The following is a 19,179-nucleotide window of genomic DNA, read 5'->3' on the forward strand; positions in this document are numbered from 1 at the left end:
CTGGCGTTGATTTTTGGCACGCTGTTGAGTTCTCAAGGAACGGTCGCTTCCTTTGTACTCACCCTCTCGGGCTTTCCTCCGGGCTTCCCTTCGGTGTTTCCAAACTCTATCAGGGTTTTTCCGTCTCTCTCACCACCGTCCTGCGGGCATGCAGAAGGCGACCCCGAGATAGGATCTGACAAGTTGGTTGCTGCCCGGCAAGGATGCTTGGTTCGCGTCACTCAGTCGCAAGCAGGAGTACGACTGTACACGGGGCCGTGGAGCGCGCGCAAATCATTTGGGGTTATGGTCTAGACCACCAGCGGCGCCTCCAAGCGGAACCGGTACTTCTTATGACATACCCTGCTGAACAGTGCGCCGTCCGGTACAGGCAGTGACGGCCCATATAGATCTCCACCCCTGGGAGGCTTCCCATGACCACCGTGACGTCCCCGCTCGCCGGACGCGCCATCGGACTGGCAGCAGTGCCCGATCCGGTCTTCTCCGGGGCCATGGTCGGCCCGGGTACAGCGATCGACCCCATTCGTGAGGCCGCCGAGGCCGTCTCCCCCGTGGACGGAGTCATCGTTTCCCTCCATCCGCACGCGTTCGTAGTAGTGGACGAGCAGGGCCACGGCGTTCTCACCCACCTCGGCATCGACACCGTGCAGCTCAACGGCGAGGGCTTCGAGCTGCTCGTCGCCAAGGGCGACACCGTCACCCGCGGCCAGGCCGTGGTGCGCTGGGACCCGGCCGCCGTCGAGGCCGCCGGCAAGTCCCCGGTCTGCCCGGTCGTCGCCCTTGAGGCCACCGCCGAGGCGCTCGGCGAACTCCGCGAGGACGGCGATGTGAAGGCCGGCGACAGCCTCTTCCACTGGCAGTGACATCAGCGCCGTCCCGCGACGGCAAGTAGGGACAACCACCGCGGCGGCGGGACCCGCCGCACTAACGGAGACGGGTGAGATGGAGACAACGCTGCGAGGCGTCGGCGTGAGCCACGGTGTGGCGATCGGCGAGGTTCGGCACATGGGCACGGCCGTGCTGGAACCGCCGGCCAAGCAGATCCCGGCGGAGGAGGCGGAGCGCGAGCAGGGGCGCGCCCGTAAGGCCGTGGAGGCTGTGGCAGCCGACCTGATGGCGCGCGGCAATCTGGCGGGGGGCGAAGCCCAGGCGGTTCTCGAGGCCCAGGCCATGATGGCCCAGGACCCCGAGTTGATGGCGGACGTGGAGCGCCGTATCGCCGTCGGCAGCACGGCTGAGCGTGCGGTGTACGACGCCTTCGCCGCGTACCGCGAGCTGCTGGCGAGCGCCGGTGAGTACCTCGCCGGCCGGGTGGCCGACCTCGACGACGTGCGGAATCGTATCGTCGCCCGCCTGCTCGGCGTTCCGATGCCAGGTGTGCCGGACAGCGACGAGCCCTACGTCCTGGTCGCACGCGACCTCGCGCCGGCCGACACGGCGCTGCTGGACCCCACTCTGGTTCTCGGATTCGTCACCGAGGAGGGCGGGCCGACCAGCCACAGCGCGATCCTGGCGCGGGCTCTCGGTGTCCCCGCCGTGGTGGCTCTGCCCGGAGCGGGCGAGCTTGCCGAAGGCACGATGATCGCCGTCGACGGCAGCACCGGCGAGATCTTCGTGCACCCGAGCGAGGAGAAGAAGGCACAGCTCGAGTCCGCGGCCGCCGAGCGCAAGGCGGCGCTGGCCGCCTCGACCGGTCCCGGTGCCACGGCCGACGGTCACAAGGTGCCGCTGCTGGCCAATGTCGGCGGCCCCGCGGACGTGCCCGCCGCGGTCGAGGCCGGCGCCGAGGGTGTCGGTCTCTTCCGTACCGAGTTCCTCTTCCTCGACGACAGCAAGAACGCTCCGTCCGAGGAGAAGCAGGTCGAGGCCTACCGTCAGGTGCTGGAGGCCTTCCCCGAGGGCCGAGTCGTCGTACGCGTCCTGGACGCCGGCGCGGACAAGCCGCTGGACTTCCTGACCCCGGCCGACGAGCCGAACCCGGCTCTGGGTGTCCGTGGCCTGCGCACGCTGCTGGACCACCCGGAGGTCCTGCGCACCCAGCTGACGGCGCTCGCCAAGGCGGCGGAGGGCCTGCCGGTCTACCTCGAGGTCATGGCCCCGATGGTGGCCGACCGGGCCGACGCCAAGGCGTTCGCGGACGCCTGCCGTGCCGCCGGGCTCCAGGCGAAGTTCGGCGCGATGGTCGAGATCCCGTCGGCGGCGCTGCGGGCGCGCTCGATATTGCAGGAGGTCGAGTTCCTGTCCCTGGGCACCAACGACCTCGCGCAGTACACCTTCGCCGCGGACCGTCAGGTGGGCGCCGTGTCCCGACTGCAGGATCCGTGGCAGCCGGCGCTGCTGGATCTGGTTGCGCTCTCCGCCGAGGCGGCGAAGGCCGAGGGCAAGAGCTGTGGCGTCTGCGGTGAGGCCGCGTCCGACCCGCTGCTCGCGTGTGTGCTGACCGGTCTGGGTGTCACCTCCCTTTCCATGGGTTCGGCGTCCATTCCTTATGTGCGGGCGACCCTGGCGAAGTACACGCTGGCGCAGTGCGAGCGCGCCGCGGCCGCCGCGCGGGCGGCCGACAGCGCCGACGAGGCGCGTAGCGCGGCGCAGGCCGTGCTGTCCGGCGAGTAGTCGGTCCTTGGGCGCGTGCGCCCGGTCCTGAGGGGCGCTCCACCTTCGGGTGGGGCGCCCCTTCGCCGTCAGTGGGTGTGCCCGGGGAACGCTCCCGCCTCTCCGAGGTCCGGTGGGACGGTGTAGTCGACGTTGGACTCCGGAGAGATGAGATCGCCCGATTCGACGTCGGTGCAGTAAGCGTCGAAGACCTCGCCGGCGGTGAGGGGCTCCAGGCCGTCTCCGCGCAGCCGCCAGCCATAGATGGTGTCGGTGGTGCCGGGGGTGCTGGTGCGCATGACGAGTCCACCGGTGCTGCGGGTGGCGATGCCGAGGGCAAGCACCGTGGTGAACTCGAGGGCTTCGGCCTCGTCGAGTTCGGTGTTCCCGCCCGCGTCCTCGTCGGCGTGCAGGACGGAGACCAGTGCCTCCGGTGTGCCGGAGACGCTGCAGACCAGGTGCCGTTGGCCGGGCCGGGCGGTGTCGAGGATGCGCACGAGCAGGGACGAGGCCCGGGCGAACGCGGCCCGGCCGATGTCCTCGCCGCAGGTGGCACAGGTGCCCAGGCGGGTCAGGAGCGTGGAGGCGTACTCCCATGTGGCCTGGCGGACGGCTTCGTCGATGAGGCCGGGGACGAGAGCGGCCAGGGGCTGGCCGTCGTAGGGAAGGCTGGGGCCCGTGGTGGCGAGTTCGGCGGTGAAGCGGGTGCGGCTGGACGGGATGTCCGGATCGAGGCCGGTGTCCGCGCAGAATTCGGCGTACTCCTGTGGGTCGAAGAGCGCCACTGTGGTGTGGCTGCCCTGGGAGGCTCGTGTTTTGAGCAATGCCTCGACTTGTTCGAGGTATTGCTCGTGGTCGTCGAAGGTGAAGCTGCGATAGCGCCGCATGGCGCGGAAGTCGTGCTCGTCGGTGAGCAGGCCGATGGTGCCGGCGATTTCACGGCGCAGAACGCGTCGCATGGTCTCCTGGTCGGCGGACGCCATGTTTTCCCCCTGAGTGCGCGGTCGATCAATGCTCACTCACAGTAACCGCCAGCACTGACAATCGGTCTGACCTCGGGCTTTGCGGGTCAGGTGCGCTTGCGGGCGAGGTCCTCGTAGAAGTTCAGGAGGTCGAGGTTGTCGATCGAGCCCGGGTTGACGGCCTTGTCCAGAGGCGTGCCCTGGAGGAGGCGCTTGACGGGTACCTCGATGCGCTTGCCGGTGAGGGTGTGGGGGACGCCCGGTACTTCGATGACCTCGTCGGGGACGTGGCGGGGTGAGAGCTGTTCGCGGATGGTCTGCTTGATGCGGTTCAGCAGGGCCTCGTCCAGTACCGCGCCGGGCGCCAGCTGGACGAAGAGGGGCATCCAGTAGCCGCCGTCGGGCTGTTCGATGCCGACGACCAGGGATTCCTTGATCTCGGGCAGCCGCTCGACGGCTTCGTAGATGTCGGCGGAGCCCATCCGCACGCCTTGGCGGTTGAGGGTGGAGTCGGAGCGGCCGTGGATGACGACCGAACCGCGTGCGGTGACCGTGATCCAGTCTCCGTGCCGCCAGACGTCGGGGTAGGTGTCGAAGTAGCTGTCGTGGTAGCGGCTGCCGTCGGGGTCGTTCCAGAAGTGGATCGGCATGGACGGCATGGGGTTGGTGACCACGAGCTCGCCGACCTCGTCGATGAGGGGCTTGCCACTGGGGTCCCAGGACTGCAGGTCGGTGCCCAGGCCGGGGGCCTGGAGCTCGCCGATGTACACCGGCAGCGTCGGTACCGCCCCCGCGAAACAGGAGCAGACGTCGGTGCCGCCGCTGACGGAGGCGATCCAGAGGTTCTCGCGGACCTCGTCGTGCAGCCAGCGGAAGCCGTCGGGCGGCAGGGGTGAGCCGGTGGTGGCGACGCACTGCACCTTGGAGAGGTCGAAGTCACGTCCCGGGTGCACGTCCGCCTTCCGGCAGGCCATGACGTACGCGGCGGACGTGCCGTAGAGGGTGGCGCCCGTGCGTTCGGCGACGCGCCACTGGGCGCCCGTGTCCGGGTAGCCGGGGCTGCCGTCGTACAGCACGATCGTGGTGCCGGTGAGGAGGCCGGAGACGAGGAAGTTCCACATCATCCAGCCGGTCGACGTGTACCAGAAGAAGGTGTCGTCGGGGCCGAGGTCGCAGTGCAGGCCGAGCTGCTTGAGGTGCTCGACGAGGATGCCGCCCTGGGACTGGACGATGGCCTTGGGCAGGCCGGTGGTACCGGAGGAGTAGAGCACCCACAGGGGGTGGTCGAAGGGCACCTGCTCGAAAACGGGTTCGGTGTCGGTGCTGGTGAGCGCCGACCATTCCACGGCGCCGTCGGGGGCCTCGGTGCCGAGGAGCGGGATGTGGACCACGGCGCGCAGGCTGGGCAGTTCGCGCCGCAGTTCGGCGACGGTGTCGCGGCGGTCGTGTTCCTTGCCGCCGTAGCGATAGCCGTCGACGGTGAACAGGACGACGGGTTCGACCTGCTGGAAACGGTCCAGGACGCTGCGTGCACCGAAGTCGGGGGCGCAGGAGGTCCACACGCCGCCGACGGCGGCCGTGGCGAGGAGGGCGACGACGGCCTGCGGGATGTTGGGGAGGTAGCCGCTGACACGGTCTCCGGGACGTACCCCGAGGGCGCGCAGCTCGGCGGCGAGGGAGCCGACCTGGCGGCGCAGCTCTGACCAGGTGACCGGGCTCGGTTCGTGGGTCTCGTCGACGTACAGGAGCGCGGGTTCGTCGGCGCGGGTCGCGGCCGCGCGCAGGGCGTGCTCGGCGTAGTTCAGGGTCGCCCCGGGGAACCATTCGGCGCCCGGCATCGCGCGGCTTCCGAGCACGCGCGCGTACGGCGTCGTGAACCGTACGTCGAACCACTCGGTGACGGCTTTCCAGAAGGTGTCCAGCTCGTCGACGGACCAACGGTGCAGTGCGGCGTAGCCGCCCTCGGACGGTGCTCCGTGGTGTTGTGCCGCCCAGGACTGGAATTTGGTGACCTGTGCGTGGGCGATACGTTCCGGATCCGGCTGCCAGAGCGGCTCGGGGTTCAGGGTCGACATGGGGCGGCTCCCGGACTGTGCGCGTTGTGTGCGTCGTCCGCGCACGAGCAGGGGTGTGCGCGTGACGCGGCTGACAGGGACGATGCCATGTGATCGACTCCTGCACCAGGGTGCGCCCCACATAGTCCGTGTCGTGAAGATGTGGTCCCGCCACGGGTGAACGGCAGTTGAACGGGACACCCATACGGCGCTGTCAGTGGCAGGCTGAGCAGCATGGACGGTCGTGACCTGGTGCGTTCGGTGAGGGTGGTCGCTTCTGCGGGGGCGGCCCAGGGGTTGCGCACCGTGCGGGCGGCATGGCGCAGGCGGCGTGCGGACGCCGCCGGGCTGCCGGCCAAGGGTGCCGAACGCGCACGCGTGCCGGGTCTCGTGCAGGGGGTGGAGCCCGGGCCGGGTGGCGGCGTGCTCCGGTTCAGCCGGACGCTGCTGCGCGTCACGGTGACCGTGAACGGCGCCGTGTTCTGGGGCTGGGACGGCGCGGAGGCCGAGCCGTCGTACGCGCTCGCGGGCCGTTGCCCGGAGCCGGATCCGCGGGCCGTGCTGGAGCCGGACAAGGACGGCGGCTGGCGGGTGGTGGCCGAGCGGGTGACGGTGGTGGTCTCGCGGCACGGCGCCGTGGAGGTGCGTACGCCCGGTGGAGTGACGCTGCGCCGTGATCTGCCGCCGCGGTGGTGGGAGCCGGTGGAGGGCGGTCCGGCCCGGTGGATGCAGCGGTCCGAGGTGGCGGCCGACGCGCGCTTCTTCGGGCTCGGCGGGCGGGCTTCGGGGCCGCGGCTGCGGGACGGGACGTACCGCTTGTGGAACACCGACCCCGGCCGCGCCTTCGGGCCGGGGGACGATCCGCTGTACATCACGATGCCGGTGCAGATGGTGGTCGCCGACGCGGCGACGCATCTGGTCTTCCACGACACCTCGTGGGACGGCACGGTGACGCTGCGGGAAGGCGAGGAGGGGGCCGGTTCCGGTCACGACCGGACGGGGACGTCCGAGGTACGGATGGAAGGCGGGCCGCTGCGCTGCTGGGTCATGGTGGGCACTCCCTCGCGGGTGCTGCTGACGTGGGCCTCGTTGACGGGGGCCGCGGCGCTGCCGCCCGCGTGGGCGCTCGGGCACCATCACGCGCGGTGGGGTTTCGGCAGCGAGCAGGAAGTGCGGCGGATCGTTTCGGGTTATGTGGAGCGGGGGCTGCCGCTGGACGCCGTCCATCTCGACATCGACCACTATGACGACCATCAGGTGTTCACTGTCGATCACGAGCGTTTCCCCAAGCTGCCCCAGCTGGCCGAGGAGCTGCGACGCGACGGCGTGCGGCTGGTGTCGATCGTCGACGCGGCGGTCAAGGCCGCCTCCGGCAACGCGGTGTACGACAGCGGGACGGCGGTGGACGCGTTTGTGCGGGACACCTCCGGGCGTCTCGTCGAGGGGGTCGTCTGGCCGGGGGAATCGGTGTTCCCGGATTTCACGCGCGCGCGTGTGCGTGAGTGGTGGGGCTCTCTGTACGAGGAGCGGCTGGCGCAGGGGTTCGCCGGCTTCTGGCACGACATGAACGAGCCCACGTCGTTCGCGGCGTTCGGGGAGTCGACCTTGCCGCGTTCTGCCCGGCATGCCCTGGAGGGGCGGGGCGGCGACCATCGGGAGGCGCACAACGTCTACGCGCTGTGCATGGCCAGGGCGGGTTACGAGGGGCTGCGCGAACTGGCGCCCATGGAGCGGCCCTTCGTCTTCTCCCGCTCCGGTTGGGCCGGCCTCCAGCGTTACGGCGGAACGTGGTCGGGCGATGTGGCGACGGGCTGGCCGGGGCTGCGGGCCTCGTTGTCGCTGGTGCTGGGCCTCGGTCTGTGCGGGATTCCGTACTCGGGTCCGGACGTGGGCGGCTTCGACGGCAGCCCGTCTCCCGAGTTGTATCTGCGCTGGTTCCAACTGGGCGCGTACCTGCCGCTGTTCCGTACGCACGCGAGTCTGCGGGCGGGGCGCAGGGAGCCGTGGGAGTTCGGCCCCGAGGTGTTGGAGCACGCGCGCGTGGCGCTGGTGGAGCGCCGACGGCTGCTGCCGTACTTCCTGACGCTGGCGCATCTGGCTCGCCGGACCGGGGCGCCCTATGTGCGGCCGGTCTGGTGGGGCGCCCCCGAGGACCGAGGGCTGCGGGACTGCGAGGACGCCTTCCTCCTGGGCGACTGTCTGCTGGTCGCCCCGGTCCTGGCCCCCGGAGCGGACCAGCGTGCGGTGCAGTTGCCGCGGGGCCGGTGGTACGACACGGTCACCGAGGAGGTGTACGAGGGGCCGGGGCAGGTGCTGGTCGACGCGCCGCTGTCCCGTGTCCCGGTGCTCGCGCGCGCGGGTGCCGTGGTGCCCGTGCGAGGGGACGACGGAGGGTTGGAGCTGGAGGTGTGGGCGCCCGCACGGGGCCGGACCGGAGGTGGCCTGGTCGTGCCGGACGCGGGCGACGGCTGGGACGAACCCGAAGTGGAGCGGTACGTCGCCCGCTGGGAGGGCCGGCGGGTGGTCGTGGAGCGGGAGGGCGAGGGCGGCGCGGTCGAGCCTCCCTACCCGGTGCGGATACGAGGGCTCACGCGGGCCTGAGCTCAGTAGCGGCCCTCGAACCAGGCGCGGGCGGCCACGGTGTGGAGGGGAAAGGCGAGTTCCTCGGGGCGGCGCAGGAGGTGCCAGCCTTCCGTCTCGTCCGTGGACGCGGACGGCGGGAGGTCGTCGGCCGGCCGCTCCGGGAGCAGCCCGAACAGCAGGAGATGACCGTCGGGCGAGCTCATCGCGTCCACCAGCCGTACGTCCCGGCTCACGGCGTCGATGCCGGTCTCTTCCTTGAGTTCGCGTACCACGGCCTGTCGCCAGTCCTCGCGGTCGTCGAGGTAGCCGCCGGGCAGGGCGATGCCCCCGCGCGCGGGAGCGACGGTTCGGGTGATGACGACCAGGGCGGTGCCCTTGGTGTCGTACACGGGCTGAAGCGCGACGGCGACCGGGAGCGGATTGCGGTAGGCCACCGTGCCGCAGGCCGGGCAGGTGCGGGGCCAACCGGAGGCGCCCTCTCCAAAGGGCGCTCCGCAGCTCGAACAGTGGGAGTCGGGCGCGGAGTTGGGGTTCGGGTGTTGAGTTTCGGACACGCGGCGGACTGTATCCGATCACAGGAACGACTTCTTCCGGGGGCGGCCTTAAGGTCCGGCGTCCCTGGGGGACGGAGAAGCCGGTGTCATCCTCGCGCGGCCGTGGCACACTTCTGACGTTCCGTCAGATCCGTTTCCGGGGAGGCGTTTTGTCACGTACACGCACACCCGTGGTCGCCGGATGGTTCGCCGGGGAAGGCGATCACTTCCGGCTCCTCGGGACACGCTGCTCCGTCTGCGCGTCGGTGTTCTTCCCACGCGAGGACGCTTCGTGCCGCAACCCCGGCTGCCCGGGGGGCGATCTGGAGGAGGTGCCGCTCTCCCGGCGGGGCCGCGTCTGGTCGTACACGGACAGTCGATACCGGCCACCGTCACCCTATGTGACCAATCCGGAACTTCCATGGGATCCCTGCACGTTGATCGCTGTAGAACTGGCCGCTGAGCGCCTGGTGGTGCTGGGGCAGGCCGTTCCAGGCGTCACCGTCGGTGATCTGACGGTGGGCATGGAGGTGGAGGTCGTGCCGGGCGTGCTCCATGAGGACACGGAGACGGTCTGGACGACCTGGCGGTGGCGGCCGGTGACGGGGGCGGTGACGACATGACGGCGGAGGTGGCGGTGCTCGGGGTGGGCATGCACCCCTGGGGCAAGTGGGGACGCGGCTTCGTCGAGTACGGCGTGGCGGCCGCCCGGGCTGCCCTCGCCGACGCCGAGCTCGACTGGCGGGACGTCGGATCGGTCGTCGGCGCGGACACCGTGCGGGGCGGTTATCCGGGGTATGTCGCCGGAGCGACCTTCGCCAAAGCCCTCGGCTGGCAGGGAGCCCGGGTCACCAGCGTGTACGCGGCCTGCGCGTCCGGGGCGCAGGCCATCAGCGCCGCGCGGGCGCAGATCCTGGCCGGTCTCGCGGACACGGTACTGGTCGTGGGGGCGGATGCCGCCCCCAAGGGCTTCTTCCGGCCGGCGGGCGGCGACCGACCCGACGACCCGGACTGGCTGCGCTTCCGGGTCCTCGGGGCGACCAATCCGACGTACTTCGGGCTGTACGCGCGGCGGCGGATGGCCGTGCACGGGGACACCCCCGAGGACTTCGCTCTGGTCAAGGTGAAGAACTCCGCCATGGGCGCGCTGAATCCGAACGCGCGCTACCGCAAGCGGGTCACGGCGGAGGAGGTGGCCGCCTCCGCCGTGGTCGCTGATCCGCTGCGGCTGCTCGACATCTGCGCGACCTCGGACGGTGGAGCCGCGCTGGTGCTGTCCAGCATGGAGTTCGCGCGCAGGCACGGTGTGGCGGATCCGGTGCGGATCCGGGCGGTGTCCACGGTCACACCGCGTTTCCCCAACACCGTCCTCGATCTGCCGGACATCGCGGCGGACTCGGCGGTCGCGGCGGAGCCCCCACCGGAGTCGTTCCGGGCCTCGATCGCCCGCACCGCATACGAGGAGGCCGGCGTCGGGCCCGAGGACCTCTCCCTGGCGGAGGTCTACGACCTGTCCACCGCGCTGGAGTTGCAGTGGTACGAGGATCTGGCGCTGTGCGCCGAGGGCGAGGGGGCGAAGTTGCTGCGGGACGGCGTGACGAGCCCCGGAGGGCGCGTCCCGGTGAACGCCAGCGGTGGGCTCGCCTCCTTCGGCGAGGCCGTTCCCGCCCAGGCCGTCGCCCAGGTCTGCGAGCTGACCTGGCAGTTGAGGGGCACCGCGGGCGAGCGGCAGATCGCGGACGCGCGCGTGGGCATATCGGCGAACCAGGGACTGTTCGGGCACGGCTCAGCGGTGATAGCAGTGCGGTGATACCGGACCGGTCAAGGAGCCCCTGTGGCAGCCGTCAACGCTCTGTGACCACGCCGGAATCCTGCGTGAACGTCTTATGAACTGAGCTCGGGCACATGAAGGGGGCGCCAATATGCTTCCCGTGTACTCCTGGACGGATACTCTCCGCTTCGCCTTCCAGCCGGTGGTCAATCTGACGACCGGTGCGGTGGCGGGGCTGGAGGTTCTCGCCCGTCCCGAGACCGGCGACATCCTGGCCGAAGCCCGGCGCGACCCCGAACTGGACAGCGGCCTGGCCGTGTCGGCGTTCCGCGCGGCGGCCCGGAAGGAGACGCTGCTGCCGCTGCACGTCAACGTCTTCGCCGGTACCCTCGCCGACCTCGGACTCGCCCGGCTGCACGACGCCGTACGGGAGGCGGGGCGGAGGCCCTGGGAGGTGACCCTCGACATCGTCCCGCCGTACACCCACGTGCCTCAGCAGGCGCTGCTGGAGGCGGTGGCCGCGCTGCGGGAACAGGGCTTCCGGATCAGCGCGGACGGCGTCGGGGACGGGGACGTACCCCTGCGCCTGCTCATCGATCTGGCGCCTGACCTGGTGAAGCTCGACGCCTCACTGATGGCCCGGTCGGCGGCGGTACGGGCGATGCGGACCCTGTGCGACGAGCTCGGCGCGCTGCTGTGCGTGGAGGGTGTCGAGACCGAACGGCAGTGCGCGGCTGCGGTGTCGGCAGGCGCCCAGCTGGCCCAGGGCGAGCTCTTCGCGCCGCCCGCCCGGCTGCCCGCCGCGGACGTATACGTTCCGCCCCGCCGCCCCGGCAGTGGGGCGCCTCGGCGTTCGGGCCCGGCGGTAAGGGAGTTCGTGCGGCCCGCCGCCCTGCTGCCCGCCACCGCGTCGGCCGGTCGGGTGCGCAACCTGCTGACCGGCTCACCGGACGTGTCAGGGGTAGTGCTCGTGGACACCCGCGGGGTGCCGGTCCGCTCGGTGCACCGCTCCCGCTTCCTGCTCTCCATGTCCGGGCGCTACGGCCACGCCCTGTACGCCGACCGGCCCGCGTTCAAGCTGGGGGACGCGCCGCGGACGGTCGGCGTCGACGCCACCGCCTGGGAGGTGCTGGACGTCGTGGCGGTCGGCGGCCGGGACCGTACGTCCGACGACGTCGCGGTGGTGGACCGGTACGGCCGGTGCGTGGGCGTCGTACGGCTCGCGGACCTCGTGCGAGCGCTCGCCGAGTCACGGGTGGAGGAGGCGGCCGGCCTCAATCCCCTGACACGGCTGCCCGGTTCGGACGCCATCACCGGCGAGGTGGACCGGCGGATCCGGGACGGTCGGACCTTCGCCCTGAGTTGGCTGGATGTCGACCACTTCAAACTGGTCAACGACGGCGCCGGGTTCGCGGCGGGCGACGAGCTGATCCGCGCGGTGGGGCGAACGCTGCAGCACGCCGCTTCGGGCGGCACGCGCGTGGGGCACATCGGCGGCGACGATTTCCTCGTGCTCGCCGATCCGGACGGACTTGATCCGCTGGCCGCCACCGTGCTGGACGTCCCGTGGTCGGCGGGCGGGCGGCCGGTCACGTTGTCCCTGGCCACGGTTCTGTGCGTGCCGGGCAGCGTCCTGGACCATCGGCAGGTCGCCGCCTGTCTGGCGCCCCTGAAGCAGGCGGCGAAGTCTCTGCGCGGGGCCAGCTGGGTGCTCGGCCGTGCGGGGCTGCCCGGTCACGAGATCCGGCGCGGGGCCGCAGCCGCGGCCCCGCAGGCGCAGTGCGCCGTCGCCGAGCCGGGCAGGGGCTGAATCCAGCCCCTCGGTGGCGCCTTCGGCCGTACGGACATGCCCTCAACCGTTGCCGTCCGCGACCTTGACGCCCTTGGGACACCGGTGAACACTTCCGGTGTCAGTCGACATCGCCGTACATTCACGGCGTACCAGGCACCTTGCCGCATGGGCTCGGCCTGATCCGGCCACAGCCACCCCCCACGGGCGATGCGACGACGGCACGCTCGTCACGGACGCCGGGCGGGGCGCGGGACCCTCCCTGCCTTCGGCTGAAGTCGCCGTGGGAAACGCACCCTGCACGCCAGGCCGGGGTCGATCACCTCGGGCCAGGGCCTAGGAGCCGCCATGAGCAACGGAGACATCTTCCTCGGTGAGGTCATCGGAACAGCGATCCTGATCCTCTTCGGCGCCGGAGTCGTCGCCGCCGTCGTACTCAAAGACTCCAAGGCCAAGGACGCGGGCTGGGTCGTCATCGCGTTCGGCTGGGGGTTCGGCGTACTGGCCGGGGCGTACACGGCCGCGCCTCTGTCGGGTGGGCATCTCAACCCGGCGGTGACCCTGGGGATCGCCATCGACACCGGCGACTGGGACAAGGTCCACCTGTACATCGCCGGGCAGATGGTCGGTGCGATCCTCGGCGCCGTGCTGTGCTGGCTGGCCTACTTCGCCCAGTTCCAGGCCAACGCGGAGGAGGAGAAGGCGCAGCCGACCCTCGGGATCTTCTCCACCGCGCCGGCGATCCGCAATCCGGTGGCGAACCTCATCACCGAGATCATCGCGACCGTCGGTCTCGTGCTGCCGATCCTCGCCTTCGGACTGACCGAAGGGCTCGGCGAGTCCGGCACGTCGATCCTGATCGTCTCCTTCCTGGTGGTCGGCATCGGTCTGTCGCTCGGCGGCCCCACCGGATACGCCATCAACCCGGCCCGTGACCTGGGCCCGCGGCTGACGCACGCCGTCCTGCCGATCCCCAACAAAGGCACCTCGGACTGGGGTTACGCGTGGATACCGGTCGTGGGACCGCTGATCGGCGGGGCGCTGTCCGGGCTCATCTTCAACGCAGCCTTCTGAAGGAACCGACGAAGGGGACGTCATGACGGACAAGTTCGTCGCCGCTATCGACCAGGGCACCACCTCCAGCCGCTGCATCGTCTTCGACCAGAACGGCGCCATCGTCGCCGTCGACCAGCGCGAACACCGCCAGATCTTCCCCAAGCCGGGCTGGGTGGAGCACGACGCCACCGAGATCTGGTCCAAGGTGCAGGCGGTGGTCGCCGGAGCCATCGCCAAGGCCGGACTGCGCGCGGACCAGCTGAGCGCGCTCGGCATCACCAACCAGCGGGAGACGACCGTCCTGTGGGACCGCGCGACGGGCAAGCCCGTGCACAACGCGATCGTCTGGCAGGACACCCGCACCTCGGCCCTGTGCCACCAGCTCGGCGGCTCGGACGGGCAGGACCGTTTCCGCGAGCAGACCGGGCTGCCGCTGGCCAGCTACTTCTCCGGGCCCAAGGCGGCCTGGCTGCTGGACAACGTCCCCGGTCTGCGGGCCCGGGCCGAACGCGGTGAGATCGCTTTCGGCACGATCGACTCCTGGCTGATCTGGAACCTCACCGGCGGCACGGACGGCGGCCGGCACGTCACCGATGTCACCAACGCCGGGCGCACCATGCTGATGAACCTGGAGACCCTGCAATGGGACTCCTCGATCCTCGCCGCCATGAACGTCCCCGAGGCGGTTCTGCCCGAGATCCGGTCCTCCGCCGAGGTGTACGGCACCGCCGTCGGCCAGCTCGCCGGAGTGCCGGTCGCCTCCGCGCTGGGTGACCAGCAGGCGGCCGTGTTCGGGCAGGCCTGCTACGACGTGGGCACGGCGAAGAACACGTACGGCACGGGCAGCTTCCTGCTGCTCAACACCGGGAACCGGCCGGTGCCGTCGAAGAGCGGGCTGCTGACGACCATGGGCTACAAGATCGGTAGTGAAGCGCCGGTGTACTGCCTGGAGGGGTCGATCGCCATAACGGGCGCGCTCGTCCAATGGTTCCGGGACCAGCTCGGCATCATCCGCACCGCGGACGAGATCGAATCCCTGGCGGCGAGTGTCGACGACAACGGCGGCGCGTACATCGTGCCCGCGTTCTCCGGCCTGTTCGCGCCCTACTGGCGCTCCGACGCGCGTGGGGTGGTCACCGGGCTCACCCGGTACGTCACCAAGGCGCACCTCGCCCGCGCGGTGCTGGAGGCGACGAGCTGGCAGACGCGCGAGGTCGTGGACGCCATGTACCAGGACTCCGGGGTGCAGATCACGACCCTGAAGGTGGACGGCGGCATGACGAAGAACAACCTGCTCATGCAGCACCAGGCGGACGTGCTCGACGTCCCGGTGATCCGGCCCAGGGTCTCCGAGACGACCTGCCTGGGCGCCGCGTACGCCGCCGGCCTCGCGACCGGTGTGTGGAACGACCTCGACGAGCTCAAGGCGCACTGGCAGAAGGACGTCGAGTGGAGGCCGTCGATGGAGTCCTCCGTGCGGGACCGTGAGTACCGCAACTGGCGCAAGGCGGTGGAGAAGAGCTTCGGCTGGCTCGCGGACGGCGAGGAGTAGGCACGCGTGCGTGGAGCTTCACAGGCCGCGGCCCGTACCCCGGTCGGCGGGGGTACGGGCCGTGCGCACGCCGGCTCAGGTGTTGGCGGGCTCTCTGCGGTCCGCGGCGTAGGCCATCGCGTGCTGGACGACGCCGATGAGGACCTCCTTGACGGACTCCCGGTCTCGGGCGTCGCACAGCACGAGCGGTACGTCCTCGTCGAGGTCCAGGGCCTGGCGGATGTCCTGCGCGGGGTAGCGGGCCGCTCCCTCGAAGCAGTTGACGCCGACGAGGAAGGGTATGGAGCGCCGCTCGAAGTAGTCGACGGCGGCGAAGCAGTCCTCCAGGCGGCGGGTGTCGGCCAGGACGACGGCGCCGAGCGCGCCTTCGGAGAGCTCGTCCCACATGAACCAGAACCGCTCCTGGCCGGGCGTGCCGAAGAGGTACAGCACGAGGTCCTCGCGCAGGGTGATGCGGCCGAAGTCCATCGCCACGGTGGTGGTGTTCTTGCCCTCCACACCGCTGGTGTCGTCCACCGGGCGTCCTGCCTCGGTGAGGAACTCCTCGGTGCGCAGCGGCCTGATCTCGCTGACCGCGCCGACCAGGGTGGTCTTGCCCACCCCGAAGCCGCCGGCCACGAGGATCTTGAGCGTGACGGGCTCGACCGGGGGCTTGCCGCGCTCAGAACGCCCGAAGATCATCGATCTCTTCTCCTGCTTGATGGGGGTCGGGCGACGGTGGGCCGTAGCCTCCGCCGCCGGGGGTTTCGATGACGAGTACGTCGTCGGGGCCGACGTCCGCCGCGTCGCTGCCGTCGAGGGGGGTGACCGTGCCGTCCGCGCGCTCCACCCGGTTGGCGCCGAGCGCGCCCGGCCCGCCGCCCTCCAGTCCGTACGGCGGGACCCTGCGGTGCTGGGAGAGCGTGGAGACGGTCATGGGCTCACGGAAGCGAATCCGGCGCACCGCGCCGTCCCCTCCGCGCCACCGCCCCTCCCCGCCACTGCCGCGCCGCACGGCGAACTCGTCCAGCAGCACCGGAAGTCGCCACTCCAGAACCTCGGGGTCGGTGAGCCGCGAGTTGGTCATATGGGTCTGCACGACCGGCGCGCCGGGGAAGCCGTCACCCGCGCCGGATCCGGAGGCGACGGTCTCGTAGTACTGGTGGCGTTCGTTGCCGAAGGTGACGTTGTTCATGGTGCCGGAGCCCTCGGCCTGGACGCCGAGCGCCGCGTAGAGGGCACCGGTGATCGCCTGGGAGGTCTCCACGTTGCCCGCGACGACCGCGGCCGGCGGTTCCGGGGCGAGCATGGAGCCCGGCGGTACGACGATGTCGAGAGGGCGCAGACATCCGTCGTTGAGCGGGATGTCGTCGTCGACGAGGGTGCGGAAAACGTACAGGACGGCCGCGTTGACCACGGAGAAGGGTGCGTTGAAGTTGGTGGTCAGCTGGGCCGACGTACCGGTGAAGTCGACGGTGGCCGAGCGGTTTCCGCGATCGACGCGCACGCGCACCCGGATGACGGCGCCGGAGTCGGTCTCGTAGGCGTACTGGCCGTCGTCGAGGGCGTCGATCACGCGGCGGACCGCTTCCTCCGCGTTGTCCTGGACGTGCCGCATGTAGGCCTGGACGACGTCGAGGCCGAAGTCCTCGATCATGCGGGCGACTTCGTCGACGCCCTTGCGGTTGGCCGCGATCTGGGCGCGCAGGTCGGCGAGGTTGGTCTTCGGGTTGCGGGAGGGGTAGGGCGCCTCGGTGAACAGCCGGAGGGTCTCCGCCTCCCGGAACCGGCCGTCCTCGGCCAGCAGCCAGTTGTCGAAGAGGACGCCCTCCTCCTCGATGGTGCGGCTGTTCGCCGGCATGGAGCCGGGGGCGATGCCTCCGATCTCCGCGTGGTGGCCACGGGAGGCGACGTAGAACAGGATGCGGTCACCCTGTGTGTCGAAGACGGGAGTGATCACGGTGACGTCCGGCAGGTGGGTGCCGCCGTGGTAAGGGTCGTTGACGGCGTAGGTGTCCCCCGGCCGCATCGCGTCGCCCCTGCGTCGGATGACCTCTTTCACACTGGTGCCCATCGAGCCCAGGTGGACGGGGATGTGCGGGGCGTTGGCCACCAGGTTTCCGTCCGGGTCGAAGAGAGCGCAGGAGAAGTCCAGGCGCTCCTTGATGTTGACGGACTGAGCGGTGGACTCCAGGCGGGCGCCCATCTGTTCGGCGATCGACATGAAGAGGTTGTTGAAGACCTCGAGCAGAACAGGATCTGCTCTTGTGTCGAGATCGGAACTCTCCGTAGTCGCCGCGCGTTCCATGACCAGATGCCCGTCGTCGGTCGTCGCGGCCCGCCAGCCGTCGTCCACGACAGTCGTCGCGCCGGCCTCGGTGATGATCGCGGGCCCGGTGACGGATTCGCCGGGAGGAAGGTCCTCGCGGCGGTGGAGGGGTACGTCACGCCAGGCGCCGCCCGTGTGGAGGCGGACGGTGGCCGGGGCGGCGGTGCGGCTCCGGTGGGTGGCCAGGGTGGAGAGATCGGGGGGTTCGGTGATGCCGGTGGCTTCGACGGAGAGGGCTTCGATCACGATCGGGCGGTCGAGGACGAAGGAGTACGTGGCGCGATGACGTTCTTCGAAGGTGCGGCGCATGGTGTCGGGCCGGGTCAGCTCGACGGTGAGCGTGGTGTCGGTGCCGTCGTAACGGAGTTGGGCGCGGCGGGTGACCTGGATGCGCTCCTCGGGGATGTCCTCGGCGAGGAGTTCGGAGCGGGCGGCGGCCTCCAGGTCGTCGGCGGTCTTGAGGACGCCGGCCATGGACTCGGCCTGCAAGGGGGCCTCGACGGACTGTTCGCGCATGGCCGTGGTGTCGGCGAGCCCGATCCCGAGGGCCGACAGGACACCGGCCATCGGCGGGACGAGGACGGTGCGGATGCCGAGCGAGTCGGCGACCCTGCAGGCGTGCTGGCCACCGGCGCCGCCGAAGGTGGTGAGGGCGTAGCGGGTGACGTCGTGGCCCTTCTGCACGGAGATCCGCTTGACCGCGTTGGCGATGTTGGCGACGGCGATCTGGAGGTAGCCCTCGGCGACCTGCTCCGGGGTGCGGTCGTCGCCGGTCCGTTCCCGGATCTCGCGAGCCAGATCGGCGAACCGGTCGCGGACGAGTTCCGCGTCGAGCGGCTGATCACCGTCGGGGCCGAACACGTGGGGGAAGTGGCCCGGTTGGATGCGGCCGAGCATGACGTTGGCGTCGGTCACGGCGAGCGGTCCGCCGCCGCGGTAGCAGGCGGGGCCGGGGTCCGCGCCGGCCGAGTCGGGACCCACGCGGTAGCGGGAGCCGTCGAAGTGGAGGACGGATCCGCCGCCCGCCGCGACGGTGTGGATGTCCAGCATGGGGGCGCGCAGCCGGACCCCGGCGATCTGGGTGGTGAAGACGCGTTCGTACTCGCCCGCGAAGTGCGACACGTCGGTGGAGGTGCCGCCCATGTCGAAGCCGATGACCCGGTCGAATCCGGCCAGTTGCGACATGCGGGCCATGCCGACGATGCCGCCGGCGGGGCCGGAGAGGATGGCGTCCTTGCCGCGGAACTGCCCGGCCTCGGCGAGGCCGCCGTTGGACTGCATGAACATCAGCCGCACGCCGTGGAGTTCGTCGGCGACATGCCGGACGTAGCGGCGCAGCACCGGCGAGAGGTAGGCGTCGACGACGGCCGTGTCCCCGCGCGGGACGAGCTTCATCAGCGGACTGACCTCGCTGGACAGCGAGATCTGGGGGAAGCCGATCCGGTCGGCCAGGCCGCCTACGGCCTGTTCGTGGGCCGGGTGGAGATGGCTGTGCATGCAGACCACGGCGACGGCCCGGATCCCGTCGTCGTAGGCCTGTCGCAGTGGCTCGGTGAGGGCTTCGAGGTCGGGGGCGCGCAGGACGGTGCCGTCGGCGGCGATCCGTTCGTCCACCTCGACGACTTGCTCGTAGAGCAGCTCCGGGAGCTCGATGCGGCGGGCGAAGATGCGGGGGCGGTTCTGGTAGGCGATCCGCAGGGCGTCACGGAAGCCCCGGGTGACGACCAGGAGCGTGCGTTCGCCCGTGCGCTCCAGGAGCGCGTTGGTGGCGACGGTGGTGCCCATGCGGACGGCGTCCACGGGCTCCTCGGAGCCGTTCAGCAGCAGGCGTACACCCGCGACGGCGGCGTCGGAGTAGCGCGCCGGATTCTCCGAGAGCAGCTTGTGCGTGAGCAGCCGGCCGTCGGGGCGACGCGCGACGATGTCGGTGAAGGTGCCGCCTCGGTCGACCCAGAACTGCCAGCCAGTCACGTCAGTAC

Annotated in this window: 13 protein-coding genes; 8 read left to right on the forward strand and 5 right to left on the reverse strand. The window is 70.7% G+C overall.

Features of this window, described 5'->3' with window-relative positions; genetic code table 11:
- Window positions 1-413: 413 nt before the first annotated feature.
- A complete protein-coding gene (locus ACWDRW_RS38145) occupies window positions 414-863 on the forward strand; it encodes a PTS sugar transporter subunit IIA (RefSeq protein WP_451732478.1) in 450 nt (149 codons plus the stop codon).
- A gap of 79 nt (window positions 864-942) precedes the next feature.
- Window positions 943-2,613, forward strand: coding sequence for a phosphoenolpyruvate--protein phosphotransferase (gene ptsP / locus ACWDRW_RS38150; protein WP_451732481.1), 1,671 nt, complete (start codon window positions 943-945; stop codon window positions 2,611-2,613).
- A 68-nt stretch (window positions 2,614-2,681) separates the two neighbouring features.
- Here the strand turns inward: ptsP and ACWDRW_RS38155 are convergent, their stop codons facing one another.
- Window positions 2,682-3,575: a hypothetical protein gene (locus ACWDRW_RS38155; protein WP_451732484.1), complete on the reverse strand. Its 894-nt coding sequence runs from the start codon at window positions 3,573-3,575 to the stop codon at window positions 2,682-2,684.
- Between the two features lie 86 nt (window positions 3,576-3,661).
- A complete protein-coding gene (locus tag ACWDRW_RS38160) occupies window positions 3,662-5,629 on the reverse strand; it encodes an acetoacetate--CoA ligase (RefSeq protein WP_451732487.1) in 1,968 nt (655 codons plus the stop codon).
- A 213-nt stretch (window positions 5,630-5,842) separates the two neighbouring features.
- On the opposite strand from ACWDRW_RS38160, the gene ACWDRW_RS38165 reads away from it, so the two are divergent.
- Window positions 5,843-8,209, forward strand: coding sequence for a glycoside hydrolase family 31 protein (locus ACWDRW_RS38165; protein ID WP_451732490.1), 2,367 nt, complete (start codon window positions 5,843-5,845; stop codon window positions 8,207-8,209).
- Window positions 8,210-8,211: 2 nt separating this feature from the next.
- On the opposite strand, the gene ACWDRW_RS38170 is transcribed toward ACWDRW_RS38165, so the two are convergent.
- Window positions 8,212-8,745, reverse strand: a complete 534-nt coding sequence (locus ACWDRW_RS38170) for an NUDIX domain-containing protein (protein WP_451732493.1) — start codon at window positions 8,743-8,745, stop codon at window positions 8,212-8,214.
- 170 nt (window positions 8,746-8,915) lie between these two features.
- Here ACWDRW_RS38170 and ACWDRW_RS38175 point away from each other — a divergent pair, with 170 nt between their 5' ends.
- From ACWDRW_RS38175 to glpK, 5 genes are all read left to right on the forward strand, one after another.
- Complete coding sequence (locus ACWDRW_RS38175; RefSeq protein WP_451732496.1) at window positions 8,916-9,347, forward strand: Zn-ribbon domain-containing OB-fold protein; 432 nt, start codon at window positions 8,916-8,918, stop codon at window positions 9,345-9,347.
- Window positions 9,344-10,534 carry a lipid-transfer protein gene (locus tag ACWDRW_RS38180; protein ID WP_451732499.1) on the forward strand — a complete coding sequence of 397 codons (1,191 nt, stop codon included), beginning with the start codon at window positions 9,344-9,346 and terminating at the stop codon, window positions 10,532-10,534. Before ACWDRW_RS38175 ends, ACWDRW_RS38180 begins: the two co-directional genes overlap by 4 nt.
- A gap of 121 nt (window positions 10,535-10,655) precedes the next feature.
- Window positions 10,656-12,305 (forward strand): EAL domain-containing protein, encoded by a 1,650-nt coding sequence (locus ACWDRW_RS38185; RefSeq protein ID WP_451732528.1) that lies wholly within the window; start codon window positions 10,656-10,658, stop codon window positions 12,303-12,305.
- Window positions 12,306-12,632: 327 nt separating this feature from the next.
- Window positions 12,633-13,358: an MIP/aquaporin family protein gene (locus ACWDRW_RS38190; protein ID WP_451732502.1), complete on the forward strand. Its 726-nt coding sequence runs from the start codon at window positions 12,633-12,635 to the stop codon at window positions 13,356-13,358.
- Window positions 13,359-13,380: 22 nt separating this feature from the next.
- Window positions 13,381-14,892 (forward strand): glycerol kinase GlpK, encoded by a 1,512-nt coding sequence (gene glpK / locus ACWDRW_RS38195; protein ID WP_451732505.1) that lies wholly within the window; start codon window positions 13,381-13,383, stop codon window positions 14,890-14,892.
- Window positions 14,893-14,967: 75 nt separating this feature from the next.
- Here the strand turns inward: glpK and ACWDRW_RS38200 are convergent, their stop codons facing one another.
- Together ACWDRW_RS38200 and ACWDRW_RS38205 are read right to left on the reverse strand one after the other, a co-directional pair.
- Complete coding sequence (locus ACWDRW_RS38200; RefSeq protein ID WP_451732507.1) at window positions 14,968-15,573, reverse strand: GTP-binding protein; 606 nt, start codon at window positions 15,571-15,573, stop codon at window positions 14,968-14,970.
- On the reverse strand, window positions 15,554-19,171 hold the full coding sequence (locus ACWDRW_RS38205; RefSeq protein ID WP_451732510.1) for a hydantoinase B/oxoprolinase family protein: 3,618 nt from the start codon (window positions 19,169-19,171) through the stop codon (window positions 15,554-15,556). Before ACWDRW_RS38205 ends, ACWDRW_RS38200 begins: the two co-directional genes overlap by 20 nt.
- Between the last annotated feature and the right edge of the window lie 8 nt (window positions 19,172-19,179).

It is taken from the genome of Streptomyces sp. NPDC003635 (assembly GCF_053587635.1).

Coding starts and splice junctions, on each gene's coding strand:
- ACWDRW_RS38160 (WP_451732487.1), bottom strand. CDS start 5,629: ATGTCGACCCTGAACCCCGAGCCGCTCTGGCAGCCGGATCCGGAACGT.
- ACWDRW_RS38190 (WP_451732502.1), top strand. CDS start 12,633: ATGAGCAACGGAGACATCTTCCTCGGTGAGGTCATCGGAACAGCGATC.
- ACWDRW_RS38200 (WP_451732507.1), bottom strand. CDS start 15,573: ATGATCTTCGGGCGTTCTGAGCGCGGCAAGCCCCCGGTCGAGCCCGTC.
- ptsP (WP_451732481.1), top strand. CDS start 943: ATGGAGACAACGCTGCGAGGCGTCGGCGTGAGCCACGGTGTGGCGATC.
- ACWDRW_RS38180 (WP_451732499.1), top strand. CDS start 9,344: ATGACGGCGGAGGTGGCGGTGCTCGGGGTGGGCATGCACCCCTGGGGC.
- glpK (WP_451732505.1), top strand. CDS start 13,381: ATGACGGACAAGTTCGTCGCCGCTATCGACCAGGGCACCACCTCCAGC.
- ACWDRW_RS38145 (WP_451732478.1), top strand. CDS start 414: ATGACCACCGTGACGTCCCCGCTCGCCGGACGCGCCATCGGACTGGCA.
- ACWDRW_RS38155 (WP_451732484.1), bottom strand. CDS start 3,575: ATGGCGTCCGCCGACCAGGAGACCATGCGACGCGTTCTGCGCCGTGAA.
- ACWDRW_RS38165 (WP_451732490.1), top strand. CDS start 5,843: ATGGACGGTCGTGACCTGGTGCGTTCGGTGAGGGTGGTCGCTTCTGCG.